Below are 26946 nucleotides of genomic sequence, written 5' to 3' on the forward strand. Positions count from 1 at the left end.
TCCTATAGTTAGCCTTTCACAGCCGAGCTAGAAATTCCTTGAATAATATATTTCTGACCTATGAAGAAGATAACAATCATTGGAATGATCGCAGCCGACGAAGCGGCCATCATCCCGTTGTAATCCACATTGTTCTCAAGAATAAAATTCTGCAATCCAAGCGGAATGGTATATAGCTTAGGGCTCTGCAAAAATACAAGCGCATTCTCATAATCATTCCATTGCCAGGAGAAATCAAGAATAGCAAACGTAGCGATTGCCGGCTTCGCTAATGGCAGAATTAAGCGGAAAAATATTTTGTAATGACCGGCTCCATCCAGAAAAGCAGATTCCGTGATTTCCTTAGGAATGCCCATAAAGAACTGCCGAAGCATAAATACACCGAAGATCGAGAACATGGCTGGAAGGATTAGGGCCAAATGCGTATTGTAAATCCCAACCCAGTTAAACATGATAAACTTAGGAACAAAAAGCACCTGCGGTGGAACCATCATCATGGATAGATATATGACAAATAGGCCATCCCGCCCTTTAAACGAAGTACGTGAAAATCCGTAAGCGGCAAGGGCAGATAGAAACACAGCTCCCGCAGTTCCAATAATCGATATCTTAAGTGAATTTAAATAATACGGAACAAAATCATAACTTCCTGTCCACACCCGAATATGATTGCTCCAGTTGAGAGATGAAGGCAGCCATTCGTTAAACACCTCGGCAGGTGTCTGAAAAGATGTGCTGAGCATCCATAGAAAAGGCACAATCATAAATAGTCCTAGAACAAACATGATGATCGTCACTGGCAGCTTCACCTTCATGTTTCCTGCTTTTTCATTCATACCGCCTGCTCCTTTAATTTATGGTTTCGGGGCCTCCCGCAAAGCTCCACTTTGTGGGTTTAATTAGTAATGAACCCAGCGCTTTTGGCCGATCCACTGAATGACTGTAATGACGAGAATGACGGCGAACAAGAACCATGAAATGACTGAAGCATATCCCATATCGTAATAACTGAATGCTGTTTTATAAACGAATAGTGATAAGACCGTCGTACTTCCGCTAGGTCCTCCAGCCGTAATGGCTTGAATAATCGAGAACGATTTCATCGTCATAATTAATCCGGTAATCATTAATAAAAAAGTTGTTGGACTAACAAGAGGCCATACAATTTTCCATGTTGTTTTAAATGTGCTTGCACCATCGATCCGGGCAGCTTCCAGCTGTTCTGTCGAAATTTCCTGTAGTGCTGCTAAATATATGATCATATTGTAGCCAAGCATCAGCCAGATCTGTACGATATCAATGGCATACATTGCGGTTTCCGTATCCGCAAACCACCCTGGCGGCGATGTTATGCCAATCCAGCGAAGCAGTTCATTGATGGGTCCCTGTGAAGGCTGAAATAGCAGCATCCAGACAAATGCAACGGCTACTCCACTAGAGATATACGGCAGGAAAAACATTCCACGCAATAATCCTTTAAGATACACACTGCGGTTTAGAAATAGCGCCACAATAAAAGCGAGCACCATCGATACTGGAACCGATATCAGGAATATCACCGTATATTTGATCGAGGCATAGAAATTATCGTCATGGAACAACCGTTTGAGATTATCCAGCCCGGTAAATTGCCAATTCGGATTTGAAAATTGATAATTCGTAAACATCAGGACAAAGGAAAAGATTGCAGGAATCACAAAGAATAAGAGAATACCAATCATATTCGGGAGAATAAAAGTCATGCCGATCCAGCCTTGTCTGTCCATCCAGCTTCTCCGCTTCACGGTATCGCCGCCTTTCGTATGCTGAAAAATGGGTACACGAAAGAGAAGAACGAAGAATTCTTCCTCCTTCTCTTTTGTGCCAGCTATTTCTTTATTTCATTAACTCTTGCGAACGGGTTTGCATATTTTTCATCGTGGTATCAATATCTTGCTTATTTAAGAAGTATTTTTCATACTCTTCTTTACGTGCATCAATGGCTTGTTGAGGTACATTTAGCTGGAAGGATGGGAATTTGCCGAATACAATATTATTCATTGAATCTGTATCATATTTGTCTTCTACACCATTCAAGAGAAGGCTCATCGCTTCCTTACTGTCCACACTCTTAGAGGCTGGAATACGACCCCCGCTTGCCATTGGCAGCATACCGCCATCCGCATACCATTTTGCGAACTCCCAAGCCGCATCCAGGTTCTTGGACTTTGCATTAAGAGCAAGCATGTCGCCCACACCGCCCGAATATTTATAATCCTTTTGATCTTTATTCACTTTTGGAATAGCGGCGAACGCGGTTTTGAAATCATGCGGATAGTCCTTCAAGTTGTTCGCATTGCGGAAAATAAACTCACCTGCTGCCAGCATTGCCGCTTTGCCTTGCAGGAACATGGTGTCAACCGGCATTTTACTGGTCAGCTGCTCCCCATATTCCGGTGTGGATTTGTCCACGAACATCATGTTATGCAATATTTCCAGTTGCTGTTTCCAGAGATCATTTCCAAAGTTTGAAGTACCATCCGCCTGTTTCACACCCATTCCAGCAAGCGTACCGTCCATCGTTGTTGCGAAGGAGGAATCTGCCTGCAATAATCCGTACACACCAGGTTTCGTTAGCTTCTTCGCATACTCCTCAAGATCTGACCAAGTCCAGTCCACCGCAGGAATCGGTAATCCTGCTGCATCCAGCATATCTTTGTTCAACCATACAAACGCCATGTTTTTCTTTGTAGGAATCCCATAGTATTTATCATTGATTTTCCACATCGCTGCGTCCTCGCCGATCTGGCTGTCGATATCATAATCTGTTTTCGTGCTTAGATCCAAGGCAACGCCTGCATCCATACGTTTCTGTAAATGAGCAAGATCGTAGTTCATGAAAAGGTCTATGTTTTGATTGGTCATCAAAGCAGTGTCCAGCTTTAAGTTGCCTGCATCGTCATTTACATTACGGATATACTCGACTTGAATATCTGGATGATCTTTATTCCAGTTATCAACTACAGCTTGAGGCCCGGCTTCTGCAGGAACTGCCCCCCACATCGTAAGCTTTATTTTCTCCTTTGCTGGTTCTCCATTTGCACTGCCCTGCGATGCATTACTTCCACCACTCCCACAACCAGCCAGCATCGTACCTGCTAATAAGACAGAAAGCACTGCAGGATACCACTTTTTCTTCATAGATAGCTTCCCCCTTGGAAGGATTATGTGTTGTGCTCTACATCTATAACTTTATCATCAGAGCGGATTCTGGGGGATGAACTACATTTGGGAACTTATAGAACGTTTTTTGGTTCTTTACGGAATTCATTTGGCGTGACACCACACCACTTTTTGAAGATTTTTATAAAATAATTATCGTTCTCAAAGCCTACTTGCTGCCCAATCTCGCTAATTGTTAGCTTCGTCTCTGCAAGCAGCATTTTCCCAGCCTGAATCCGACGCTCTTGAATATAATTGGTCAACGTTTTCCCTGTCTTTTTCTTGAATAAGTCACTTATATAGCTGGCATCCATCCGGATCAACTCTGACATGGATTTGAGCGAGATGTCCTCAGCATAATGTTCTTCAATATAAGCTATAATTTTGTTCATCTCCACATGATCTGTCGGTCCCGTTTGTTGCTTCTCAGGAAACCATTTATCGGCCTTCTTCATCTTCACCATTCGCTCCAGCTCGGCCTGAACCTTACCCATAGTCTGCTTCAAGCCTTGGAGATCTAAAGATAACTTCAGAATGTAGTCCGAAGCCCCAAAAACGAGCGCTTGCCGGGCGTATTCAAATTCACTCAATGCGGTCAACATTACAAACCGGCAGTCGAAGCCTTCCTCTCGCGCAATTTGAAGAAGCTTCACCCCATCCATCACTGGCATATTGATATCCGTCACTACCACATCAGGCTGCAGCTCACGAATCATTTGCAAGCCTACTTCTCCATTCTCCGCCTCACCTATAATTTCAAACGGAATTCCAGCCTTTAAGAATAGCTTTCGTATACTTTTAACCGCAGGTTGTTCATCATCCACAATTAATGTTCTCCACATGTGAGCTTACCTCCATCGTAAGGTTTTGAAATAAGGAATGGAAAATGGATGATCACTTCAGTTCCTGTATCCGAAGATACAATGTCCATACCTGTCCGTTGATTCTTAAACAACAGCTCTAAGCTCTCCCTAATATTCTGAACACCGATTCCTTTACGTTTCCGTGTAGCCTTATTCAGCTGTGCTCTTTCTATCCCCATGCCGTTATCTCTAACCTGCAGATACAGCTGTTGCTCAGTCACTTTAGCGGAGATATCAATTCTCCCTTGTTTTACAGACTGACCGAAGCCGTGAATCAAGCTATTTTCAATTAAGGGCTGCAGACAAAATTTAGGGATTAATGCGTATTGCAGTTCCTCGTTGATATCATATTGAATTTCAATCCCATGTCCAAAACGTTGCCGCTGTATCTCCATGTAAGATTCTATTAGTACGATTTCATCCTTTAACAGGATCAAATCGACTTCAGTATTTAAGGTTGTCTCCAATATTTTTCCTAGTGAAACACAAATTCCATAAATTTCATCATCATCTTTATCTAAGGCAATGCTCTTTATCGTATTCAATGTATTTAGTAGAAAATGCGGGTTCATCTGCGAAAGTAATACCTGAAATCGAACGAATTGCTTCTGTTTTTCTTCAAGCTGAAGTCGCTGCAACAGCTCATTTAAATCATGGATCATGATATTGAAACTCTGAGTCAGGGCAAGAATCTCTCCCCGCCCTTGCTCGGGTAATTTCATTTTGAGATTCGTCTTAGCGGTCATTTCCATCTTCTTCTGTAGCTTCTTAAGCGGTACTGTAATCGTCGATGATATGAAATAAGTTAATAGAACAAATAGCAGCAGAATGATTCCAAATCCACCAAAAAACCGTCGTTTCTGCTTGTCTACCTCAAGAAATAGCTGTGCTAGCTGCACCTTTTTAACAACATAGCCATTTAACTCCTCGATGTAGCTGTATGTGTATAAACTTTCCTCCTTCGGATCGACAATGGATGCAGCACGCCCCGTCTGCCGCTGGTTGGCACTCTTCACAATACTCTGCGCAATATCAGGGGAAAAAGTCTCATCCTTAAGCGGATTAAGCATCACACCCCCCAAGGCATCGAGTAGAAATAAAGCCCCTTCCTGTTTACTCCCTAACGTTGATCTGGTAAACCACTCCTCATAATCGATACTTAATCTTGCATAGGCATAAATATTCAAACCATTATCACGCATAACCTCATAAAGACTAAGCATTTTCTTACTTGTTGTACTTTCCCGGACCACATTATTCTTGTCATTCGGATTCCATATATATCGATTCGTTCCTTCTCGCTTCAATGCTTGAACCCAATCCTCTGATTGGATTTCGTCGTAGCTCAAAGTTTCCTTTGGCATAAAGGAAGTGTATGCGTTTCCATGAAGGTCGATTAATGTATAATACACCGTCGCTCCACTCATAAAGAATGTATTTTCAATCGCTCCAAACTTGTTTTCAACGAGTTTTTTTCTCGTGATTTCATCAGATTGCTCGGGATTCTTCATTATCGATAAAATCGTCGTATCTTGTTCGAGTAATGACCCTGTTTTCATCACGAGACTCATGAGATCAACAAAACCATTCTTAATACCAATAAGCTGCTCTATGTTCTTCGTTTCCGCATTATCCTGCAGCATTTGTTCTGTCTCTTTAAAGTTATATAGAACGAGTATGGCAATGGGTGTTAGTACCAACAGCAAGAAGGCTAACAAAATCCGATTCTTAAAGGTACTTGGCGTAAGTTTCAAATATAATCGCTTCACGAGGACTCCCCTCACTTTGTATGTGCTTACAATCCTTCCCCCTATTGTAATCTGCTCCTGCTTAAAAAAATAGAGCCGGGATATTCTCCCGGCTCTACCTATTTTCTACTCATCGATCTTCAGTACTGCCATAAACGCTTCTTGTGGTACTTCTACACTACCCACTTGCTTCATGCGTTTCTTACCTTCTTTTTGCTTCTCCAGCAGCTTCCGTTTACGGGAAATATCGCCGCCGTAACATTTAGCAAGTACGTTTTTGCGCATCGCCTTAACGGTTTCACGCGCAACCACCTTCGTACCCACAGAGGCTTGAATCGGCACTTCGAACATTTGACGCGGGATAATCCCCCGCAGCTTCTCACAAATGATACGTCCGCGGTTGTAGGCACGATCGCGGTGAACGATAAAGGACAAGGCATCGACCTGCTCATTGTTAAGCAAGATATCCATCTTGACCAGATTCGAACGACGGTATCCGCAAATTTCATAGTCGTAAGAAGCATAACCTTTCGTACCGGATTTCAACTGATCAAAGAAATCATAAACGATCTCTGACAGCGGAATCTCGTACGTAATCGTTACACGATTAGTATCTAGATATTCCATATTTACGAACTCGCCGCGTTTGTTCTGGCACAGCTCCATTACAGTACCCACGAAGTCGTTAGGCACAATGATCGCTGCTTTAACATACGGCTCTTCAATATAGTCAATCGTACCGATCTCCGGATAATGTGACGGGTTGTCGATTTGGATCATTTCGCCATTGGTCAGCATAATTCGGTAAATAACACTCGGCGCTGTTGTGATTAGCGGCAAATTGAACTCGCGCTCAATCCGCTCTTGAATGATCTCCATATGCAAGAGTCCAAGGAAACCACAACGGAAACCAAATCCAAGTGCGCTTGAACTTTCCGGCTCAAAGCTTAGCGAAGCATCATTCAACTGGAGCTTCTCCAGCGCCTCACGAAGATCGTTATAATCGGAGGTCTCAATCGGATACAACCCGCAATATACCATCGGGTTGATCTTACGGTAACCTGGAAGCGGCTCAGCAGTAGGATTCTTTGCGTCAGTGACAGTATCACCGACACGGGTATCTCCAACATGCTTGATCCCAGCTACGATAAAGCCAACATCACCGATGTTCAATTCATCGACAATGGTCATACGCGGCATAAATGCGCCAACTTCAATGACCTCGAAGGTCTTCTCAGTTGCCATCATCTTAATCTTCGAACCTGCACGGATCTTCCCGTCCATTACGCGCACATAGACGATAACGCCTTTGTAAGGATCGTAGTGAGAGTCAAAGATCAATGCTTTAAGCGGCTCTTCTGAATTACCGGATGGCGCAGGAACCTGCTTCACCACCTGCTCCAGAATTTCCTTGATTCCGATACCGGCTTTGGCAGATGCCATAACCGCTTCACTGGTATCCAGCCCGATAACATCCTCGATCTCCTGCTTTACCCGGTCAGGGTCAGCGTTTGGCAAATCAATTTTGTTGAGCACAGGTAGGATTTCCAAGTTGTTATCCAGTGCTAAATACACATTGGCCAGCGTCTGTGCTTCAATTCCTTGAGCCGCATCCACAACCAGCAGTGCGCCTTCACATGCTGCAAGACTGCGGGAAACTTCATAGGTGAAATCGACGTGCCCCGGTGTATCAATCAAGTTGAGATAATACTCTACACCATCGTCTGCACGATAGGTTAAACGCACGGCTTGCAGCTTTATTGTGATACCACGTTCGCGCTCCAGATCCATCTGATCGAGTACCTGTTCCTGCATTTCACGCGTGGTTAGTGCCCCCGTGTATTCCAAAATGCGGTCAGCTAGTGTCGATTTACCATGGTCTATATGTGCAATAATCGAGAAATTGCGAATTTGTTGTTGTCTTTTCTGAACGTCAGTCATTCCTTACCCCCACAGACAGCCTGATATTAATCCACTTATTATAACAGTACAAGCTTACTCCATCAATCCCGCGCTGGCCCAAAACAAAAGAAACAGCTATACACGATCCCGTGAAATAACCGTTTCTTCTAAATTTGCTGTTAATTTTCTGCCGAAGCGAACAATGAAACTACCCAGCGGATTCCCTTCTGGGAAGCCTGCTGCAAGAGACCTGCCGTCTTATCTGCCAGAACATCGACTGTAGGCTTTTGCTCCTCAGGAATTAGAATTTGCTCCGGAGATTTCGTACTATAATCATCCACAACTTGCTGAGGAGGATCTGCGGCTGGCGTTATATTGCTATTTTGAGGCAAAGGAGAGACGGCCGTATATGCACCTGTGACAGGATCGATCACCATTGGCACATATACATAAGTCTGCCCACCCTGTGTCACACCATTCTTTTGCAGTTGTGGCTGTGGCTGCATGCCTGTTACTTGACTGGTGGGTGTAGTCGGGCTGGCATTCCAGCCGGGCAGAATCTTAGAGACTGTTGAACCACCGCTTCCGCCGAACTGCATCCCTAAGAGGATGCCAATCCCTGCCCAAATCCCGACCATAACCAGTTTTTTTCCGAAACGCGACATGTACACCACTCCTTTTTAATCCTTGGTAATTTATTTTAAGAAGCTCCGTTTGATTTCTTTGGTGTTGTAGTGGGATTCGCCACTTTTTCAGGTGCGTTCACCTTCTCAGCGTCATGACTGCTCCAGTAAACATCAGCGATAGCATCCGCCAAAATATCAGCCGTACGCTTTAATTCCTCAGCCGAATTATCAATTCCGCCCACTTCAATCAAAACACTATTAGGAGAGAGGGTCTGATTGTACTCCCCGTTATTTCCTTTACCCGCAGCTTTTCCCCATATCCCACGAGATATTCCCGGGTAATTCTTTTCAAGCTGTTGATGAATCTTATTGGCAAACTCTTCGTTCTTCTTCCAGTCTTTATTTGCATGTCCAATGATAAAATAGACCTGTGCATAGCTTTTCCCGTCAATAACAGCTGTTGTTTTGTTATGACGCTGCGAATCGCGGTGAATGTCGATAAAACTATCCATTTCCTCATTTGCGCTGAGTGCTGATTTAACCAAGATCCGGGAATATTTATAGGAAAAGTTCCAGTTATAGTCGGTGATTTTGGTTGGAAAATCTTCTTTGGCATGAACCGTACCAATCCCGAGCTGTTCCAGTCTTTTCGTAATATATGATCCTACCAGCATTACATTTTTAGTTGAAACTCCGGAGCTGGGATTTTCATTTGCTGCCCCTAACAGAGGGTTGTAGGCCTCTCTAGGATGTGAATGATAGATTAGAATCCGTTTGATCGAGGTATCATTAGTGCTGTCTGTGCCGCTTTGCGGATCACTCTTATCCGTCCCTTCCTCCGCTGATGGTTCAGGGGATGGTGCAACCGTCGCTTCAGGCTGCTGTGTTGTAGTATCTCCATGCTTGTCCCCTTCGTCCGGAACAGAAGTTTCTGCATCTTCACCACCCTCAGCCAGTTCATCAGTCCCAGGATGATAATCCACTGGTGCTCCTGTAGATCCACCTGAACCTTTCCGCAAAAGAAATGGATCATCCGCCGCCATCCCCGGCACTTCACGAGAGACTAGACTCTTAGGGTCACCTGGATTCACACTGGTTAGCAACTGAAATACGAAAGAAGTTACCTTTTCACCTGAAAAAGCGGAAGGCTCTTTACCCTGAGGTAAATGCGGCACCTCCATCCCCAGCAGCTCCATGAAAAAACCACTAGACAGAGAGGCAGCAAGCCCCTTCATTGAAGGAATGGGTGAAGAGCTAAGCTTCTGCCCGGCCAATCCACCGGCTCCAAGCAGCATAAAAAATACTAGCGAACCTCCGGCCAACAGCAGCATCGTTCTCCCCAGCGATAAAACATCCAGCATTTTTCCCCTTAAACGGCCGATGTTCCAAAGCTGAAACCATTTTTTATTCATTGTAGTTATGTCCTCCTCCAGCCCTCTGTAATCTCTTATACTCCAAATCTATGAGCGCAAGAGCAATACTAGAACCGAAAATGAGAGAATAGACATAAAGCCCGTACAGGATACCTTAATTCAGCATCCCGCCGGGCTAAACAAACCATAATTCAGTTAGTGGGTATACGCGCCAACATTCTCAGGATCAACCGCATCATGTAAAGCCGCATTCAGACCACTGGCCACAATATTCGCGATCCCTTCAATAAATTCATCGATTTCCTTGGGAGTGACAATCAAATCGTGCCCCAGAGGTTCAAGCACTTCCTTCACTAATGACAAGCGTTCCTGCTCAGAGATATCGTCCAGCATCCCCATGATTTCCTTCGTATGGTTTGCTCCTTGCCCGAAGTGATTTTTCATCATCTCCAGCACATTATTTACAATAGTTGAGGCATAGCAGACAGTGGGCACTCCGATTGCGATACAAGGAACACCCAGAATTTCTTGGGTTAATCCACGTCGCTTGTTGCCAATCCCCGAACCGGGATGGATCCCAATGTCGGCAATTTGAATCGTCGTATTGATACGCTCCAGTGACCGGGATGCCAACGCATCTATGGCAATAATAAGCTCAGGTTTCGTCCGATCCACGATTCCCTGCACGACTTCACTCGACTCAATCCCAGTCAGCCCAAGCACTCCAGGAGCAATAGCGCTCACCTTACGATAACCAGGGGAGATCTGATCCGGAACCAGCTCATAGAACTGCCGCGTAATGAGTGAGTTCTCCACCACCAACGGACCCAGTGAATCCGGTGTAACATTCCAGTTACCAAGACCAACAATCAACACAGATGCATCCTTGCCAATCCCAATTCTGATCAAAAAGTCCTCAAATTCGCGGGCAAAAACTTCTGCCACCTTTTGCTGCAAGCCTGTATCTCCGCCACGCAGAGCGGGTACCTCAAGGGTTACATAGTTACCAATTGCGCGTCCTATTGCCTGTGATCCGGCAGCATTAGCTACACCAAGACGGGTCACTTTAATCCCATCAGACTCTTCCACTTCTTCGTTCACACCAGGGATCGGCGTTCGTTGTGGGCCTTGAGCCATTTCCTTTGCCTCTAATGCCAAATCGGTGCGCACAGAATATAGCTGCAGATCCGGTTCCATTGTGTACCAGCCTCCTAAAAGTTTTGTAAGCATACACTTCCATGAATTACTTCGAACAAAACTCACTTCGAAAGCAGCTGCTTAGTTTTGTAAGCATACACTTCCATGAGTTCATCCTCATTTGGCAAGCTTCTGCCTATGCTCTTTTGTCGATAGTGTGCGAGAGAAAGCCAATGTTTATGCAGGATACGGAGGTTTAATTTGAAAGCTTTAAGTATTGCTTTTTGCTACCGGTCATGCTAAACTATTTTAAGTTGTGAATCATTTGATAATGATTTCGAATGTCTTACAGGAGGTGAATGCAATGCCAAATATTAAATCCGCGGTTAAACGCGTAAACACGAACGAAAAACGCCGTGCACTGAATGCTTCCCAAAAATCCGCGCTTCGTACAGCTGTGAAAACTGCTGATGTAGCTCTGACTGGTACGGAAGTAGAAACTGCTCAAGCTGCTTTCCTAGCTGCTTCCAAAAAGCTGGACAAGGCCGTAAGTAAAGGTCTGGTTCATAAAAATGCGGCTGCCCGCAAAAAATCCCGCTTGGCGAAGAAATTGAACGCTCTTACGGCTCAAGCCTAAGACGACATTCATAATGAGCAATTGAAGAACCTGACCGCTATGCTTCATACGGTTAGGTTTTTTTGTGTCTATTAATTAATAATAAGTAGTGTTTAAGAGATGTTTATTAAATGAAAGAAGACCCCCTCAGAGAGGCGGTCTTCTTTCATTTATTTATTCTCTTTTTTCATTTCATAATAGTTACCATCCCATAAAAAAATCATCGTTTGATCGTCTTTAACAATAAAACTGCTACCGGGATTCGTCCAATTATTTATAGATACCGTCATAACCGATTCCGTCTCGATGCCAAGGTCGCTTAATTCATTTCTGTATTCGTTAAAAAAGTCATCCTTTGTTATGTTCTCTTCCTTATATTCAGGGTTCATAATTTCATCTTTATCAAAAGATGCCTTTTCTTGCGAATAAGTTACCCGCATTCCAATAAGCTTTTCATCCTCCGCTGCCGAGACAGGTGTAGAACCTACTAGACCTTGTACACTCCATTCCCCAAAATAAGAAGGTGCATCTGCAGAGGTATTCGTATTCGCAGGCGACTCAGAAGCTGAATCTGACGGTGAATTAGTATCCGTTTTGCCACAGGAACTAATTAATAGAACGAGTAACAGCAGTGCCGAATATTGAAATATTCTTTTCATAGTCAGATCATCTCCAATACTTTTTCCCCTTCTTAGCTCAGACACCTAAACGCAGCATGAACAGCTCCAGCCCTAGCACTTTGTCTATAGCCCCTGTTTTCATTTTATAATCCAGATCCGCCAATGCACTTAAGATTTGCCGCAATCGTTCACTGGAGAACTTATGGGCCTGCTCCCCAGCAAGCTTAACCGCATATGGATGCAATCCGATCTGTGACGCAATCTGTCCCTGCGAATAACTATGTGCTGATAAATCCTTAACCTGCAAAATAATGCGGAACTGCCGCGCAACCAGCGCTGCGATCTTGATCGGTTCCTCACGCTGCTTCAGCAGCTCATATAAGGTATCAAGCGCCTTATCAAGACGCAGATTAGCGATATCCTCAACAAGCGTAAACACATTTTGTTCTGTTCCACGGTGTACCAGACTCTCTACGGCCCCCGCATCCACAGTGCCGCCCTTACCAGCGAATAAACAAAGCTTGTCCATCTCTGCAGATAAACCTTGCAAGCCTGTGCCTGCATTAGTTATAAGAATTTCTGCCGTGCCAGGTGCCATTACACAACCCCGCTCACGAATTCCTTTTTCCACCCAGCGCAGCAGCTCTTCTGCTCCCAGTGGATTAAAGGCTAATACTGTGCCCACTGATTTGACAGTCTTCACAATTTTTTTACGCTCATCCAGCTTATCATTATTCACCATAAAGACGATTACACTGAAGTCTACAGGATGCTGCAAATAGTCACTTAAAAGATCTATACGATGCTCCAGTTTGGCATTTTCTTTGCCCGCTGTAAATAACGAGGCATCCCGCACCAGCAATAATTTACGTTCTACCATAAATGGCACAGTCTCCGCTTCTTCTACCACAGCCTGCACCGGCGTCTCAGAGAGATCAAAGGGAATAACTGCGAAATCACGATCCTCTTTAGCAATCAGCTGTTCTTCCAGCAGTGCCGTGAATTCATTCATTCGAAATTTCTCACTGCCATATAAAACATATAACGGTGAGATCTTCCCTTGTTTGATTTCTTTTATCGCCGTTTTGGCATCCATCCCGCCACTTCCTTTTCCATTCATCTAGCCCATTTTGTCCAGAGTTCTATTGTAGCAAAAAAAACTACAAAAATGCATGCAAAAACGGAGAAACTCTGGCAGCCATGGCCAAAGCCTCTCCGTTTAAGCGGCGCATCTATATAAACGACGGAGTGCGAAGCTCTAGAAACTCCGCATCCGGCGGTCATACCGATGTTCTGCAAAACCTATACTTTCTAGTTCCTGTCCTGTTGATATAGTATATTCAGAAACTTCGAAAAAAGTTCCAACCCCACTTTAATTTGTTGAAGATGAGGTTGGAGTGTTCGTTGGTGTCGCCCCAGGGGATGCAGCCGGACTTGAAGAAACTGCTTCCTGTACAGTGTACACCTTGGTTACATTCACACCATCTTTTTCAGTCACGTACGTAAACTTCGAGCTGTCCGCAGACCATTCACCAGAAATCCAATTTCCTTCCAGCGGATAAGAGTTTACGGCTAACCGTTCTTCCGTTGAGCCCGCTGGCGACTTCTTATAAATCACAAGCTGCAGCCCAACAAATTCTATAGCATACTGACCATCAGGGGAAGTCCAGGTCTGCACATTAGATTCATCAGAACTGCTTAAGCTCATAACTTCCCGTCCATAGTCATAAGGAATCTTTAAAGAATCCTCCATCAGCGGAGCAGAATCAGCTGCGCTGTCTGAATTCATATCAGCAGTTTGCTCCTTATTATCCACCTTTAGCTGATTGCTACTGGCATTACTAGAATCTGAATTTTGAGATTTCGTGGCGACATCCTGCTTTGGCGAAACAATTTTCTCTGTAGGCTTAGGATCTGCGCTTTGAGGCGGTTCGGTGATCGACCGCCCTCCAGCTCCAGCTCCCGCATCAGCTGCATCCGCCGGTGCACTTGGCATCGAGGTAGGGTCCACTGGTCCCGTCGCTCTATCTAAAGCGGCGTTATCTTCGTTCATCTCTGTTGCATCCGTCTTATACTGGGCAGCGCCCTCGTTCTCTCCACCAGCCGCAGGTGAAGCTCCATCAGAGTTAGCAGTAATAGAAGCTTGTGATTCCATTGCTGTATCCTTAGTATCATCGCTGGCTGTTTTAGCACTATCCTGCATCCTTTGTTCTACTTCTGCCCCAGGCATTTTATCGGGCATATTAAATATTGCGATCCCTAATAGAACGGCAGCTGCAATAGCTCCAATGCCTGTCCGTGTTGCTATAGAGGTTCCCTTGGAAGGTTTACCGCGGGAGCTTTCACGTGAAAATGGAACAACAACCAGCTCCTCAGATCTCACAGCACTTTGTTCACGACTGCTTCGATCCAATTCTGCAAGCTGAGGTAAAATAGAGTCAACCAGACTAAACGGGGGTTTCACGTCTGGCAACTGCTCCAATTCATTGGAGAGAAGTGTCAGGCGCTCAAAGACTTCCGCGCAGGAAGGACAATTATCGATATGACGGAACATCTCAACAATCTCATCTTGACTCAAATCTTTGTCTAAATAGCGGTGCATCCATTCCATCACCTCCGCGCATTTCATCCCGATACACCACCTTTCTGGTACTCCTGAAGTCTATTCTGCAGTTGCTGTCTAGCCCGAAATAAGTACGATTTCACTGTATTCAAGGGCAAATCCAGACAATCTGCAATCTCGTTGTAAGAAAAATCCTGTAAATAGCGCAGGACGATGACTGTCCGATGATGCTCGGGCAATTGATCAATCGCTTCGCGTATATCCTCAGCTAAATAAGAGGATAGAACCTCACGTTCCACATTGTGTTTATCCTGAAACACCATTTCATGTTCATCAATAGAAACTGTAGGTTTAGTTCTTCTGAATTTATCAATGCAAATGTTAGTGACGATTCGCTGAACCCACGTTTTGAACTGGGCCTTCTCCTCATATGAGCCGATTTTTGTATAAACCCGGATCAAGGCTTCCTGAGATGCATCTAGCGCATCTTGTTCATTATGCAAAATGTAGAAGGCCGTTTTATATACATGTCCTTCAATTTCTCGCAATAGGGTGATTAGAGCGTCGCGATCGCCCGCTTGAGCGGCTCTGATGAGTCCCTGCTCCACCACGAAGGTTCCCCCTCTCTATGCAATCTTACTGACGCGCAAGACTGCGAATTTGTTGCAACCGTGTAATTAATATTTTTAGAATACCAAACTTTTCTTAGAACGTCATGTTAAGCCAGCCGTTACAACGCGCTATCCCGCATTGCACAGCCAATAATTCCTACTAAGCATACAGGGGAAACAACAATCATTCAAATACTCTTTTTCACTATCTTAGTAACAAAAATGACATCAAAAGAAACGGCCTATCCCCTTGTCGGAAATGAAGCCGTCTGTCTTAAATATTACCCTCCGGTATCGAGCAAGAAACTCTATTTATAGAGCGCAATTTTGCAGAGCATGAAGACCGCGTAGTTTTCCCTAGTCTCATCATCCACCACATAGGCTTCTCCATTCTCAAATAATTGAGGGTTATTGTAATTGCGCTCTAATCTGTAGATCTGCCCTTCCGTCACCTTACAACCATGGAATGCCGACTCAATTTCTACGTACTCAGCATCATCTTCATCCGCTGCTTGATACAGCTTTTTATCATTATAAGCAGGCATATACTCACTCCCGGCTGGATAATAAATCCTGACGTTCAGTCCATGTATCACTACTCTTCTATTATATAGTTTATTATCTTTATCCCGATTCTATACTTTCTAAAAAGCATAGAATAAAAGGAATATGGACAGCTCAAAGAAAATCAACATAAAAAGGCTGCATGGCCAACGTCTGTCAGCCACACAGCCTATAAATAAAAACGCGAATCTGGATTTCAATCTCCGTTCGAACTATACATTAAATCCCTTTTATCTCTTTAAACTTCGCCACATATTGGGCAGCAAGATCGGTAATCTGATCATATCGGCCATTCTTCGCCGGTGCAGTCAAATTCCCCCCAATGCCCACAGCCATGCAGCCGTTTGCAATCCACTTCTCCATATTGTTCAAATCCACGCCACCGGTCGGCATAATATTTACATGTGGCATAGGACCTTTAACCGCTTTTACATAATCCGGACCGAAAGCACTGCCAGGGAACAATTTAAGCACATCCACGCCGTACTTCAGCGCTTCCTTCATTTCATTTAATGTCATGCAACCAGGCATATAGGGAATGCCGTAAAGATTACACATCTTAGCTGTCTCCACTTCAAAGGAGGGACTAACGACAAACTCTGAACCTGCAAGAATGGCTATTCTAGCTGTTAAGGGGTCCAAGACAGTTCCGGCGCCAATCACCGCACGACTTCCGTACTCAGCAACCAATCTCTTAATCGCCACATCCGCGTCTGGTGTAGTAAAAGTTACCTCAATATTATTTAGACCGCCTTCTATACAAGCAACGGACATCTTAAAAGCTTCCTCAGCACTATCTGCTCGAATAACCGCTACAACCCCGACGGATGCCACATTCTGCAATACTTTCATTTTCTTCATCAGTAGACTCCCTTTCTCTTGGTACGATCATAGATAAACAGGAAATACTTTTTTAGATAAACTTTTTTATTAAATTTACTAATTATTGCGTTTTGTTCTATAAGGAAATAGTAATAACAATACGATTAACAGTCAATACATTTTTATTACATCAGGTGGAAATAAGTAATAAAACCTAAGAAAAACCTTTATAAAACAAGGGTTTATGGAAACATTATTTTCTTTTTACGAAAAAAGTTTTTTGGTTAACAATCATTCTTTTATTGTACAAAACCGATTTATGTGATAATTTCAAATTACAAATCATTATACTGGGATAAAATCATTACCCTAGGAGGAACTAAAAATGAGTAAACAGCTGGATGCCGTCACTTTCGGGGAGCCGATGGCGATGTTTTATGCGAATGAGGCCGGTCCTCTGCATGAAGTATTTTCGTTCTCCAAAGCATTAGCAGGTGCAGAAAGCAACGTGGCTACAGGCTTGTCGCGATTGAATCATCCTACAGGTTATGTTACGAAGCTTGGCGAAGATAACTTTGGCACATTCATTGCTCAGGCGATGAAGAACGAGAACATTAATACGGACAATATTACTTTTACTAAAGAGTATTCAACAGGCATGCTTATCAAATCGAAAGTGGTTACCGGCGATCCAAAGGTCGAATACTTCCGCAAAAACTCCGCGGCCTCCACGCTTAGTCTGGAGGATTTCGACGAGGCCTACTTCAATTCCGCAGGACATCTGCATGTTACAAGTATCTCCGCTGCTTTGTCCAAGAGCTGTCTTGAATTTTCTATTCACGCTATGGAATTTATGAAGAGTAAAGGAAAGACGATCTCTCTGGATCCTAATCTGCGTCCCAGCTTATGGCCGGATACAGAAACAATGGTGAGTACCATCAATGATCTGGCTACACGCTGCGACTGGTTCCTGCCGGGACTCGGTGAAGGTAAAATCCTTACCGGACTGAGCACACCCGAAGAGATTGCAGACTATTACCTGGAGCGTGGCGTAAGCTTAGTCGTCATCAAGCTTGGCCCTGAAGGCGCTTACTATAAATCCTCTGCTGGGGAAGGTTACGTGGACGGATTCAAGGTGGAGCAGGTTGTTGATACGGTGGGTGCAGGTGATGGATTTGCGGTTGGCGTAATCAGTGCGATGCTGGAAAAGCTTCCGATTGCTGAGGCCGTCAAACGCGGCAATGCGATCGGTGCGTTAGCCGTCATGTCGCCAGGCGATATGGACGGACTTCCCACCCGTGAGGAACTTGCGAAGTTTATGCAACAAGAAGTCTAATAATTGCAAAAAGACACAGAGCAGCGATTCTCCTGTTATTGGGGGAGCGCTGCTCTGCTTTTTGGGTCGCTAATTGGCTGCTATGGCTATGCTATGCCTTTGGCTTTGGCTTTGGCTTTGGCTTTGCTATGCTAAGCTTTTGCTATTGCTATTGCTATTGCTATACTTCAGCAGTGTAATCACTTACCTCAGGGCTTTCGGACCCAAAAGACGCTATTTGCAATTTTTTTACCTTTGCGGCGTAGTTTCGGACTCCAGTGACACTATTCCTTATGAAAAAGGGCATTTAGCATGTTTTCCATACCGATAGCTGCGATGGGGTCCGATAGTACTCCAAATATGGGATTATACTGCATATAAGGTCAGCTGAGTCCGATAGCGACTTCTTACGCGAAAATATTACCAATCAAACCCAAGTTTAGTGTTTAGATAAAGTTAGGTCCAATAAAAGGGGAGTGCCCAGCAAGCTAAGAAATAGCTGCTGGGCACTCCCCTTTTTATAGTTCAAACTTATTTGTAAGACTTCACCGACTGCCCTTGCTGCAAGGTCGGCGGGAAACGGTATGTAATTGGAACAGAAGCTCCCTTATCCTCGATACAAGAGAGTATAATCTTGGCAGCCTGCATCCCCATCTCGTAAGCAGGCTGACGGATTGTCGTAATGACCGGATTATAAATTTGCGCGAATTCCGCATCATCTATCCCGATGACCGACAACTGTTCTGGAATAGAGATGGCATTTCGATTCGCATATTTCAGAATTTCCGCTAGTGTGATGTCGTTCGTAGCCAGCAGTGCAGTTGGCGGCTCCGGCAGTGCTAATAAGTGTTCCAGCCCCGAAGCTAATTCCTCTTTGGATACACTGCAAATATACTCCTCACGCAGCGTTATGCCCGCTTCTTCCATCGCTTTTTTGTAGCCACTAATCCGCTCTTTGCGAGGAGTAATCGCATGCTCCCCAATTGGGAGGGACACCAGAGCAATCCGCTCATGGCCTTGCTGAATTAGCTGCCCTACGCCTATCTTTGCCGCCATTTCATTATCCAGCAATAGACTCTGCGTGGTGATTCCATCTACTAGACGATCCATAAAGACTAGCGGGAAATCAGCCTCTACCAGCTTGCTATAGGCAGACGGGTTATTCCCTGTAGGAAAAATAATCAGCCCATCCACCTGACGAGCGATTAAGGTTTCTACATATTTGCTTTCTTTCTCCGCATTCTCATCTGCGTTGCATATGATCACTTGGATTCCGTGATGCTGCAGCTCATTCTCAATCGCCCGGATACATTGGATTGACAGCGTGTAGTCAATATTAGCTACGATGATCCCGACCATATGCGTCCGGTTCTGCTTCAGACTGCGCGCCAGACCATTTGGCTGATAATTAAGCTCCTCAATTACGGCCTCAATCCGGTTTTTCGTCGCTTCGCTCATATATTTAAAACGTTTGTTCAAAAATTGGGAGACCGTACTTTTCGAAACTCCCGCTTTTTGAGCCACATCATCAATCGTTAACTTCTTCATCGCTTCGGCTCCACTCTTCTCAAAAGAAAATACTTTATCAAAAAGTATAGCTTTTATTTAGTGAATTATCTACTAGGGAGTCTGACTGTAAAATTCCTGATACAGCTCATTTTGTCGCTCTTCTGATAAAAATGCCCAATCTTCATCTATCCACCCTGGTCCACCTTTCGTAAGAATATCCGCTTTACAAAGTTCCCCATTCATCTCATATTCCATGGTTAACGATTGTCCATTAATGTCTCTAAATCCAATGGTCGATGCAGGTGTTTGAATGCTTAAGGTCTCCATATCATAAAGCACTGTTTTATCTTGGTATGTCTTATCTACCGGGTATTCTAGGTAACTAAATACGATCTGGTCATGCTCCTTATCCACTGCGATTATTGACTTATATTCTAATAGCTCCCAATCAAAGGACGTAAGCTCTTTCGGTACCACAGATTCTCCTGTCGCTGCTTTTTTAACATTTAGAATAAAAAATCTACCATTCTCCATAATGCCTGAACCTATAGTCTTCGTATAGGTAAATAGCAGAGCGTAATCGCCCGCTCCAAAAAATCCACTCAAATATTGATAAGTACTTGCCCCTCCTGCATAAAGAGGTAAAGTATAAATCCTAGTAGCTGAAGAAGCCGATAATTCCGTCTGGTCCTTCGAGCTCAGGTAAAGAGTGAACGGTTCTGTAGGATGTGTGTACTTTGGCTTCTTGTAGTCCACCATCGGGGGTGGCGGCGACCAAAGGATTCCCGCTGTTGTCTCAACGGCATACGCTTTACTCTTATCTCTGTTCATTGGCAAAGGCATGTAGTATTTCTTACCGCTAATCTCAAATTCTACTGGACTTGTCGGAGGCTCTATTGCTTTATCATTAGTTGCAGGACTAGAAGAAGGCAGTATGCCTGCGCCTTGTGACTGAACGGATGACGAATGAATTGGCCCTGTGTTTTTCCATATGCCCATAGGGAAGGTAAGCGCACCTATCAACAAAATCGTAGCCAGACTGGTCAACACCACATTTTTATTTATCCAATAACGTTTGTAAGCTGAACTTTTATTCGCAGCAGCCTGTTCGATCCGCATCATTAACTCAGGCGTAAAACCATCTTCAATGAAAGGATTTTTGCCTGCTTGCGCATACCAATCCGTCTGCCCGATCATCACTGGATTACTATCATCCGTGTTGCGTTTCATTCCCTCTCCTCCTTCTGGATAGCCTCTTTAACCTTTTCTCTCGCCCGCGCGAGCCGAGATTTCACGGTTCCTTGTGCTACATTCAGCAAATCTGACATTTCGGCAATGGATAATCCATGTTGAATATCTAGCACAAGCACCTCTCTGTTCTTCTCTGGAAGGGTCATAATAATTTCCCAGATCCGGTTCGCATACTGATTGCCAAGGGCTTCTTTTTCCGCAGAAGGTGCATTAACAGCAGTAGGTTGATCACCCAAAGCTATGAATCTGCGCCAAAAGCTATTTTTGCTCCAACTGAAGGCCGTATTTCTGGTAATCGTAAGCAGCCAGGTTTTCATCGAAGATTGCCCCCGGTATTTTCCAACATTCTTGTACGCCTTCAAAAACACTTCTTGGCTGATATCATTTGCCTGCTCTCGACTTCTAGTTAAGAAAAAAGCATAATTCCACACATCCGAGCCATACGCCTCCATCATTTCCCGCAAACTCATTGCGGGCGCGTACGCTGCTGTATATGGTATATCTTCGCTTAGCATGTTTCGCCTCACCCCTTGCCTAATAAGACTTTTCAAACTTGAAAAAGTTCCCTGTAAAATAAAAAATAGGTCATTCATAAAAAAACACCACCGATGAACGTTTAAGCGTTCACTAGTGATGTGTGGATATTTTTTAAAGAGAGCTGAATTTCTCCTCCAGCCGCCGTGCAAGCTCATCGTCCGGTAACGGATTACGATGCGTATTTTCCAGATAGATATGTTTTTCGGTCTCGGGCATCAAATATTCCTTATACCATAGAAACATATCCGGACTATCCCCCTGAATCCGCAAAAATTTACGGGCCGTTTCTACATGATCTATAGTGTTGGCAATATTGGTCAACCAATCAGCCCGATAAAAATGCTTCCACTGGCCGATCTCTGCCCGTAAAAGAGCCTGCTGGCCCTCCTTATAATCCCAAACCGCATGAGAAGCTTCGATAAACGCCTCTGGAAATCGCTCTTCTTGGTAACACATATACGCCTGGCAAAGAGAGGATAACCCTCTGCACCCGCTCCAATGCAGCTCAATTTGAACTAGCAGTTGAACATGCAGCCTGTTTCTCTCTTTTTCGGGTAAAAGTTCCATCACCTCTTGGCACTGCTTTCGCAGCAGATACCAGACTAGTACAACTCGCTCAGCTCGATCCCTGAACCATCGAACCTGCTCTACAAAAGGAACATCCCCTGCGGCCCAGCGCAGTCGCTCATCGCTCTCCGTCTTATTTTGCAGCCAATGCCCTATAATCTGCCTTGCCGGATGATGATAGAATTCATCGCCTGCGCGGTCGTCAGCATTAGGACCATATACTATGGTGTTTTTGAAGTAGCTTTTGTACAATTGTGCAATTCGCCCCTGCTGCGCTGTGTAGAAACGGTTAACGAAGGTCTGAAGCTGTTCATCAGCATCTGCTGTTCCATCCATCCACAACTTTGCTGTCAGATCTAATGTATAGAGATGAGGCAAAATATTCCCTGAATTCACTAGCAGATATTCACTAGCCCCTGCCGCAAATGCCCCCTGTAATTCCTCCACTATAAAGGACGGATCCGTTGGGAATTGTGTTAGATGATTGGAGGCCTGCAAGTCGTGGAAGGTGACGTGGTAATATACCCCGTTTTTGCCTTGATCTCCTGCCTCGGGTAGAGCAGGCACGCGCAGATTCAGATGGCCATGTCGTCGCGACACCATTTTACCGTATCCGTTATCCGCCCATATTTTAATAACACCTTCTGGCACTTCGATCTTTCCTTGTTTATACAGCTCTGCAATTTCTCCGTACATCGCCATACAGCACACAGGCTGGTCCACATATTCACAGATCATATCGTATTGCTTGCGAACTACAAATGAGATCAAATCGCCCCGTTTCTCCGGAGTATCAAAAGAGGGATCATTCTCCCAAAAAGGTTTATCACCCTGTCCGCGGAAGGAAAGCACCCAGAGTGTTTTTTCATCTTTTTGCCGCTCGATGGCTTCTCTCCACAGCTGTTCAAACAATTCTGGATATTCTTCATAGCTGGCCTGCTTGCCCGGAAAAGCACGCAGGAACATTTGCGCGCCAAGCGGTTCCGCATGATGATGTGTGATCCACAGTCCCATATCCACCGCAAGCTGATGATGAATTCCGTTTCTCGGCAAATCCGTCCCCGGGATTACCATATTTCCACCACAGCGCAGCAGCGCTTCAAAAACAGGCTCCCATACCTCCGCCGTCGGAGGATAATCCTCCTTCCAGCCGATAAGACACACTTCATCATTCACGAACCAACCTCGGTAGCGTACCTTTGGCTGAATGCTGTTGTAATCAGAAACAGGTAGATTGATCGCATCTTTCTTAACAGGAGGAAGCTCCGCCCAGAACCAGAAGGGATCGACACCAAGCACGTGGCAGCTATAATGAAGCATCCCATAAATAATGCCCAATTCATCGCGGCCGATAATATGCAGGCTCCGATCCTCTTCGCTACCTGTAAAACGCAAACAAAAACCCTCCGCCCATTCCGGACAGCCATCATCCTCTGTCGCATAACGAATAATTACAGTAGCTGCTGCTCCTTGTACCGGAGCTTTTCCGAACACCTGCTCATGATCCATGGCGATCATCCGCCAAGCGTGTCCAATTGGATTACTGCGTTCTACTTGAACATCATATACACTTTCCGCTGTGACTCTAAATTCTGCATATGTATTCACTATCGCTTCATCTCCTAATTCGCTACAAAACACGGAGGACACAAGCTTCTCACCACCGCACTTTGCAACATAGTTTAAGTAAGCATAGAGTTTACCAGAATCTTTCATCTCTATTATAAAGCGTTTACATAGATTGTGCATGCGTACGTAATAATTACTGGAGGAGGACAGCGGTTCCTGGAGCTACTTGATTAGAGCAGCTGGTGCTAGTGAGGACAACAGATACTAGAGAGAGACAGCAATTACTGCATTAGAGCACCAGCCACTAGATAGGGAAAGGAGTTACTGCGTTAGAGCAGCAGGTGCTAGAAAGGACAACAGTTACAGTATTAGAGCAGCTGGTGCTAGAACAAATGGACTGGGATCATCAGCAAGTAACAGGAACTTATGTGAAAGTTAGTATCGCTACAACGATAATATGTAACTGAGGTGCTTTGATATGTTCATATGGAGCGTTTAGTTGCACTTTGTGCAACTAAAAAAGATCTTTCCAGCTCATAAAGTGATTTAGTTGCACTTCATGCAACTATTTCTGCTCAAAATTAGAAAAATAGGCGTTTTTCCAGATTTTAAGTGTACAAAGTGCAACTAAATGAAGATCCAGCTACTTTAAGGTGCGATCTATTGCACAAAGTGCAACTAAACAAGGTTTTAGTTTTATAGTGGTGTAAAAGACCACGAAAGGAGCTTTAAAGGAGCTTTAAAGGGACTTTATAGAGTCTGCGAAAATTAACATACACCACCAGCACTAAATCACATTACTCGACTACCTCCCTAATCCGCTCCCTCCGCCAACTTATGACGCACAATAATCCCGTCGGCCCGCACACGCATCTGGATCTCCCCTTGCCGATCCGTTCTAAAAACAGCAGCTTGATTAACTTCCAAACGTTCCAATACCTCAGCTTTCGGATGACCATATAGATTATTTACTCCCGCAGAAATCACCGCAGCAGCTGGTTGCCAAAACTGCAGCCAAGACTCGCCTGTTGAAGTTTTGCTCCCATGGTGAGCTACTTTTAAAACGTCAATGGCAGGTCCTGCGTTAATGCCCTTTTGCAGGGCTTGCTGCACAATCTCCTCCTCGGCTTCCAGATCCATATCTCCGGTAAATAGAAAATTTCTTCCGTTCATCTCTAGACGAAAAACTACAGAATCGTGGTTCTGATCCTCCAACAGTGGGATGCTATTCAGCATAGAAGAACCTGACGCTGCTCCCTCTCTATCTTGTTCTTCCGGCCATAAAAAGGACAGCTCCGTCTTATCATCCGGGGAAAGCCTCATTCCCTGATGTACGGCATACAGTTGAACATTGTTCTCCAGCGCAGTCCGCATCATCTCCATATAAGATTCACGGTCAGCGAGTGTGCCATTAAAAAGCAGTGCCGAAACCGGAATTGCCTCCATAACGGCTTGGAGTCCCCCGGCATGATCCTGATCCCCATGAGTCAAAATAATCGCGTCCAGACGGTGGATCCCACGTTTTTTAAGCAAAGGCACCAACACTTTAGCCCCTACCTCGAACGGGCTGCGGCGAATGCGCCATTCTTCTTTTTGCCCAAAATTTAACGTTCCTCCACCATCTACAAGAATATGAGCTCCTTTTGGTGTAGTGATGAGGATACTGTCGCCTTGCCCGATATCCAGGTAACTAATCGTCCCTTTACCCGCCTGACGTTCTGACTGATAACCCTTGTACAGCATTAGGCCCAGTCCAACCGCAGATAGTAGAACAATCGCTCCGCTCCAACGTACAATCTTAGGTTCATCCAAAAAATACTGTGCGCTCCCCGTTCCCCCAAACCCGCCGTGCTTGTTCACAGATAAACCAATCTCAGCTAACGGCCTCGTCTCATCCTCCATATACTGAGGTGTTGCGCGGGCTTCTACTCTTAGCCTGGCAGCATACAACAGCCCATACAATAAGACATAATACACTCCGATCCACAGCAGTGAAGGCGAGCGCCAAATCAGAACTCCACCAGCAAAACCATTAATCCATTCAACCGCATAAAAAGTAACGTTATTCAGCAGCTCCGTAATATGTGCCAAAAAAATCGCGGCATCTCCCCACAATCGTCCAAGCAGTAGCGCAAGCGTTCCTAACGGCAATACGATAAAAGTAATAAAGGGCACAAAAACCAGATTAGCCACTAAAGACAGCAGAGAAAATTGATTAAAATAATAAATCGTCAATGGAAATGAGACCAACTGGGCAACTAGAGTCACAGAGACGGCGCTTTTAAGCCAGCGTGGCAGTGCGCTCAGCAGAGGGTCCATAAGCGGAACGTAGACCATTAATCCTAAGGTCACCAGAAACGACAACTGGAAACTGACACTGAGCAGCATGTAAGGATTCCAAATCAGCATAACCAGTGCCGCTGCAGCCAAAATATTCAGTCCATCCTTCAGCATGCCAACTCGTGCAGCGAGCAATGCAATCATACTCATTAATCCCGCACGCACGATAGACGGACCCGCACCTGTCAACAGGACGTATACAGGAACGAGCACTAAGGTGACTGTTAGCGTGGTTTCTTTTGTCATCCGTAAGCGCCTGAATATAAATAAAAGAACACCAACATACACCGCAACATGCATACCTGAAATGGCGAGGATATGTGTCAAACCAAGTTGTGAGAACTGCTTAAAGGTATCCGGATCGAGATCATCCTGCATCCCAATCACCAAACCCTTCATATATCCAGAGTGGCGCGCTTGAAACAGCCGATCCGTCTCCGCTCCAAGAATTGCCCGCGCTTTATCATTCCAGCGTAAGATCATTAACGGATTCCATGAATCTGGAGCAGTTGCTTGCACATTTTCTGCACCTTGACTCTTTAGAATCCAGTGAATCTTCTGCGTATGCAAATAGGCCCGATAATCAAACCCTCCGTAATTCCGCGCTGTTGCTGGCTCTTCAAGTACACCGTTTAGCGACACCTGATCCCCTCTGCGCCACTCCGCAGCAATAGCGATTTCTTGCTCGGCAAGTAGTTTGATCTGCACCATAATTAACTCCCCATGCACTCTTTTATCTTGTTCGTCCCGCGGATCAGGTGAAGCGGCATCTTCCTCAGTAATCAACGATAACTCTGAGAGCTTCATCGTGAAATCAACCCGGTCCCCGTCCCGTTCCACAACGGAAACAATCGTCCCCTTAGCCTCCACGGCAGTCTCATTCAACTCCGACAATAATCTCCCTAGCGCTTCAGGCAGGTGACTTAAATTACGGCCTTCATTCCATTCCCAATATCCAGCGGATAAAATAATCGCCAAACAAAATACCGCCAGCTGCTTCCAGCTCATGTTCACCCAAACTCTCATACTAACCAGTAAAAATAGTAATCCAGCCCACGCCAACCATAAGCTAATCCCTGAGAATAAACACGCTGCTGCACTTCCAGCCACCCAACACACTGTAAAACTTAATAAGGGTCTCTCCTTCACGCCTCCATTCTCCTCCTTTCGCAAGATAAAAAAAAGAACCTCTGCATACGCCATAAAAGCGCA

Annotated in this window: 22 protein-coding genes; 2 read left to right on the forward strand and 20 right to left on the reverse strand. The window is 44.7% G+C overall.

Features of this window, described 5'->3' with window-relative positions; genetic code table 11:
* Positions 1 to 8: 8 nt before the first annotated feature.
* The 9 genes from NST25_RS23960 to gpr form a co-directional block, all read right to left on the reverse strand.
* On the reverse strand, positions 9 to 836 hold the full coding sequence (locus NST25_RS23960; protein WP_076129699.1) for a carbohydrate ABC transporter permease: 828 nt from the start codon (positions 834 to 836) through the stop codon (positions 9 to 11).
* Positions 837 to 899: 63 nt separating this feature from the next.
* On the reverse strand, positions 900 to 1784 hold the full coding sequence (locus NST25_RS23965; RefSeq protein ID WP_249267723.1) for a sugar ABC transporter permease: 885 nt from the start codon (positions 1782 to 1784) through the stop codon (positions 900 to 902).
* 91 nt (positions 1785 to 1875) lie between these two features.
* Positions 1876 to 3180, reverse strand: a complete 1305-nt coding sequence (locus NST25_RS23970) for an extracellular solute-binding protein (protein ID WP_076129697.1) — start codon at positions 3178 to 3180, stop codon at positions 1876 to 1878.
* Positions 3181 to 3275: 95 nt separating this feature from the next.
* Positions 3276 to 4043 carry a response regulator gene (locus NST25_RS23975; protein WP_076141556.1) on the reverse strand — a complete coding sequence of 256 codons (768 nt, stop codon included), beginning with the start codon at positions 4041 to 4043 and terminating at the stop codon, positions 3276 to 3278.
* Positions 4028 to 5833, reverse strand: a complete 1806-nt coding sequence (locus NST25_RS23980; RefSeq protein WP_340392638.1) for a histidine kinase — start codon at positions 5831 to 5833, stop codon at positions 4028 to 4030. The genes NST25_RS23975 and NST25_RS23980 overlap by 16 nt, the downstream gene beginning before the upstream one ends.
* Before the next feature lie 105 nt (positions 5834 to 5938).
* Positions 5939 to 7753, reverse strand: coding sequence for a translation elongation factor 4 (lepA, locus tag NST25_RS23985; protein WP_036677511.1), 1815 nt, complete (start codon positions 7751 to 7753; stop codon positions 5939 to 5941).
* A 140-nt stretch (positions 7754 to 7893) separates the two neighbouring features.
* Positions 7894 to 8379, reverse strand: a complete 486-nt coding sequence (locus NST25_RS23990) for a hypothetical protein (RefSeq protein ID WP_076129694.1) — start codon at positions 8377 to 8379, stop codon at positions 7894 to 7896.
* Between the two features lie 35 nt (positions 8380 to 8414).
* Complete coding sequence (locus tag NST25_RS23995) at positions 8415 to 9752, reverse strand: stage II sporulation protein P (protein WP_340392641.1); 1338 nt, start codon at positions 9750 to 9752, stop codon at positions 8415 to 8417.
* A gap of 156 nt (positions 9753 to 9908) precedes the next feature.
* Positions 9909 to 10910 (reverse strand): GPR endopeptidase, encoded by a 1002-nt coding sequence (gpr, locus tag NST25_RS24000; protein ID WP_036677518.1) that lies wholly within the window; start codon positions 10908 to 10910, stop codon positions 9909 to 9911.
* Between the two features lie 304 nt (positions 10911 to 11214).
* On the opposite strand from gpr, the gene rpsT reads away from it, so the two are divergent.
* Entirely contained in the window at positions 11215 to 11487 is a 273-nt protein-coding gene (gene rpsT, locus NST25_RS24005; protein WP_036677521.1) for a 30S ribosomal protein S20, read from the forward strand.
* A 149-nt stretch (positions 11488 to 11636) separates the two neighbouring features.
* Here rpsT and NST25_RS24010 read toward each other — a convergent pair whose 3' ends face one another.
* The 6 genes from NST25_RS24010 to NST25_RS24035 form a co-directional block, all read right to left on the reverse strand.
* Entirely contained in the window at positions 11637 to 12125 is a 489-nt protein-coding gene (locus tag NST25_RS24010; RefSeq protein WP_076185489.1) for a hypothetical protein, read from the reverse strand.
* A gap of 37 nt (positions 12126 to 12162) precedes the next feature.
* A complete protein-coding gene (gene holA, locus NST25_RS24015; RefSeq protein ID WP_036677525.1) occupies positions 12163 to 13182 on the reverse strand; it encodes a DNA polymerase III subunit delta in 1020 nt (339 codons plus the stop codon).
* Positions 13183 to 13458: 276 nt separating this feature from the next.
* Positions 13459 to 14715 (reverse strand): zf-HC2 domain-containing protein, encoded by a 1257-nt coding sequence (locus NST25_RS24020; RefSeq protein ID WP_340392643.1) that lies wholly within the window; start codon positions 14713 to 14715, stop codon positions 13459 to 13461.
* The gene (locus NST25_RS24025) at positions 14712 to 15260 is read right to left on the reverse strand and encodes a sigma-70 family RNA polymerase sigma factor (RefSeq protein WP_036677530.1); all 549 of its coding nucleotides are present in this window, start codon (positions 15258 to 15260) and stop codon (positions 14712 to 14714) included. The genes NST25_RS24020 and NST25_RS24025 overlap by 4 nt, the downstream gene beginning before the upstream one ends.
* Positions 15261 to 15568: 308 nt before the next feature.
* On the reverse strand, positions 15569 to 15805 hold the full coding sequence (locus NST25_RS24030) for a hypothetical protein (protein WP_038572950.1): 237 nt from the start codon (positions 15803 to 15805) through the stop codon (positions 15569 to 15571).
* Positions 15806 to 16043: 238 nt separating this feature from the next.
* On the reverse strand, positions 16044 to 16685 hold the full coding sequence (locus NST25_RS24035) for a bifunctional 2-keto-4-hydroxyglutarate aldolase/2-keto-3-deoxy-6-phosphogluconate aldolase (RefSeq protein ID WP_038572952.1): 642 nt from the start codon (positions 16683 to 16685) through the stop codon (positions 16044 to 16046).
* A gap of 346 nt (positions 16686 to 17031) precedes the next feature.
* Between NST25_RS24035 and NST25_RS24040 the strand changes: the two genes are divergently transcribed.
* Entirely contained in the window at positions 17032 to 17982 is a 951-nt protein-coding gene (locus NST25_RS24040; RefSeq protein WP_076129690.1) for a sugar kinase, read from the forward strand.
* A 510-nt stretch (positions 17983 to 18492) separates the two neighbouring features.
* Here the strand turns inward: NST25_RS24040 and NST25_RS24045 are convergent.
* The 5 genes from NST25_RS24045 to NST25_RS24065 all read right to left on the reverse strand — a co-directional run bounded on the left by NST25_RS24045 (position 18493) and on the right by NST25_RS24065 (position 26883).
* Positions 18493 to 19509, reverse strand: coding sequence for a LacI family DNA-binding transcriptional regulator (locus NST25_RS24045; RefSeq protein WP_076179378.1), 1017 nt, complete (start codon positions 19507 to 19509; stop codon positions 18493 to 18495).
* Positions 19510 to 19581: 72 nt separating this feature from the next.
* Positions 19582 to 20700, reverse strand: coding sequence for a hypothetical protein (locus NST25_RS24050; RefSeq protein ID WP_076185491.1), 1119 nt, complete (start codon positions 20698 to 20700; stop codon positions 19582 to 19584).
* Entirely contained in the window at positions 20697 to 21236 is a 540-nt protein-coding gene (locus NST25_RS24055; protein WP_076129686.1) for an RNA polymerase sigma factor, read from the reverse strand. The genes NST25_RS24050 and NST25_RS24055 overlap by 4 nt, the downstream gene beginning before the upstream one ends.
* 133 nt (positions 21237 to 21369) lie before the next feature.
* Positions 21370 to 23433: a glycosyl hydrolase 115 family protein gene (locus tag NST25_RS24060; protein ID WP_340392646.1), complete on the reverse strand. Its 2064-nt coding sequence runs from the start codon at positions 23431 to 23433 to the stop codon at positions 21370 to 21372.
* A gap of 774 nt (positions 23434 to 24207) precedes the next feature.
* On the reverse strand, positions 24208 to 26883 hold the full coding sequence (locus tag NST25_RS24065; RefSeq protein ID WP_340392647.1) for a ComEC/Rec2 family competence protein: 2676 nt from the start codon (positions 26881 to 26883) through the stop codon (positions 24208 to 24210).
* Positions 26884 to 26946 lie beyond the last annotated feature (63 nt).

It is taken from the genome of Paenibacillus sp. FSL E2-0190 (assembly GCF_037992965.1).
In the GTDB taxonomy this organism is placed as follows: Bacteria; Bacillota; Bacilli; order Paenibacillales; family Paenibacillaceae; genus Paenibacillus_AQ; species Paenibacillus_AQ odorifer.

Excerpts from the sequence above, each read along its gene's own strand:
- NST25_RS24045 (WP_076179378.1), bottom strand. The coding sequence starts at position 19,509 with ATGAAGAAGTTAACGATTGATGATGTGGCTCAAAAAGCGGGAGTTTCG.
- NST25_RS24020 (WP_340392643.1), bottom strand. The coding sequence starts at position 14,715 with ATGAAATGCGCGGAGGTGATGGAATGGATGCACCGCTATTTAGACAAA.
- NST25_RS24035 (WP_038572952.1), bottom strand. The coding sequence starts at position 16,685 with ATGAAGAAAATGAAAGTATTGCAGAATGTGGCATCCGTCGGGGTTGTA.
- NST25_RS24040 (WP_076129690.1), top strand. The coding sequence starts at position 17,032 with ATGAGTAAACAGCTGGATGCCGTCACTTTCGGGGAGCCGATGGCGATG.
- NST25_RS23960 (WP_076129699.1), bottom strand. The coding sequence starts at position 836 with ATGAATGAAAAAGCAGGAAACATGAAGGTGAAGCTGCCAGTGACGATC.
- NST25_RS24050 (WP_076185491.1), bottom strand. The coding sequence starts at position 20,700 with ATGAAACGCAACACGGATGATAGTAATCCAGTGATGATCGGGCAGACG.
- NST25_RS24055 (WP_076129686.1), bottom strand. The coding sequence starts at position 21,236 with ATGCTAAGCGAAGATATACCATATACAGCAGCGTACGCGCCCGCAATG.
- NST25_RS23975 (WP_076141556.1), bottom strand. The coding sequence starts at position 4,043 with ATGTGGAGAACATTAATTGTGGATGATGAACAACCTGCGGTTAAAAGT.
- NST25_RS23970 (WP_076129697.1), bottom strand. The coding sequence starts at position 3,180 with ATGAAGAAAAAGTGGTATCCTGCAGTGCTTTCTGTCTTATTAGCAGGT.
- NST25_RS24010 (WP_076185489.1), bottom strand. The coding sequence starts at position 12,125 with ATGAAAAGAATATTTCAATATTCGGCACTGCTGTTACTCGTTCTATTA.
- lepA (WP_036677511.1), bottom strand. The coding sequence starts at position 7,753 with ATGACTGACGTTCAGAAAAGACAACAACAAATTCGCAATTTCTCGATT.
- gpr (WP_036677518.1), bottom strand. The coding sequence starts at position 10,910 with ATGGAACCGGATCTGCAGCTATATTCTGTGCGCACCGATTTGGCATTA.
- NST25_RS23995 (WP_340392641.1), bottom strand. The coding sequence starts at position 9,752 with ATGAATAAAAAATGGTTTCAGCTTTGGAACATCGGCCGTTTAAGGGGA.
- NST25_RS24030 (WP_038572950.1), bottom strand. The coding sequence starts at position 15,805 with ATGCCTGCTTATAATGATAAAAAGCTGTATCAAGCAGCGGATGAAGAT.
- rpsT (WP_036677521.1), top strand. The coding sequence starts at position 11,215 with ATGCCAAATATTAAATCCGCGGTTAAACGCGTAAACACGAACGAAAAA.
- holA (WP_036677525.1), bottom strand. The coding sequence starts at position 13,182 with ATGGATGCCAAAACGGCGATAAAAGAAATCAAACAAGGGAAGATCTCA.
- NST25_RS23990 (WP_076129694.1), bottom strand. The coding sequence starts at position 8,379 with ATGTCGCGTTTCGGAAAAAAACTGGTTATGGTCGGGATTTGGGCAGGG.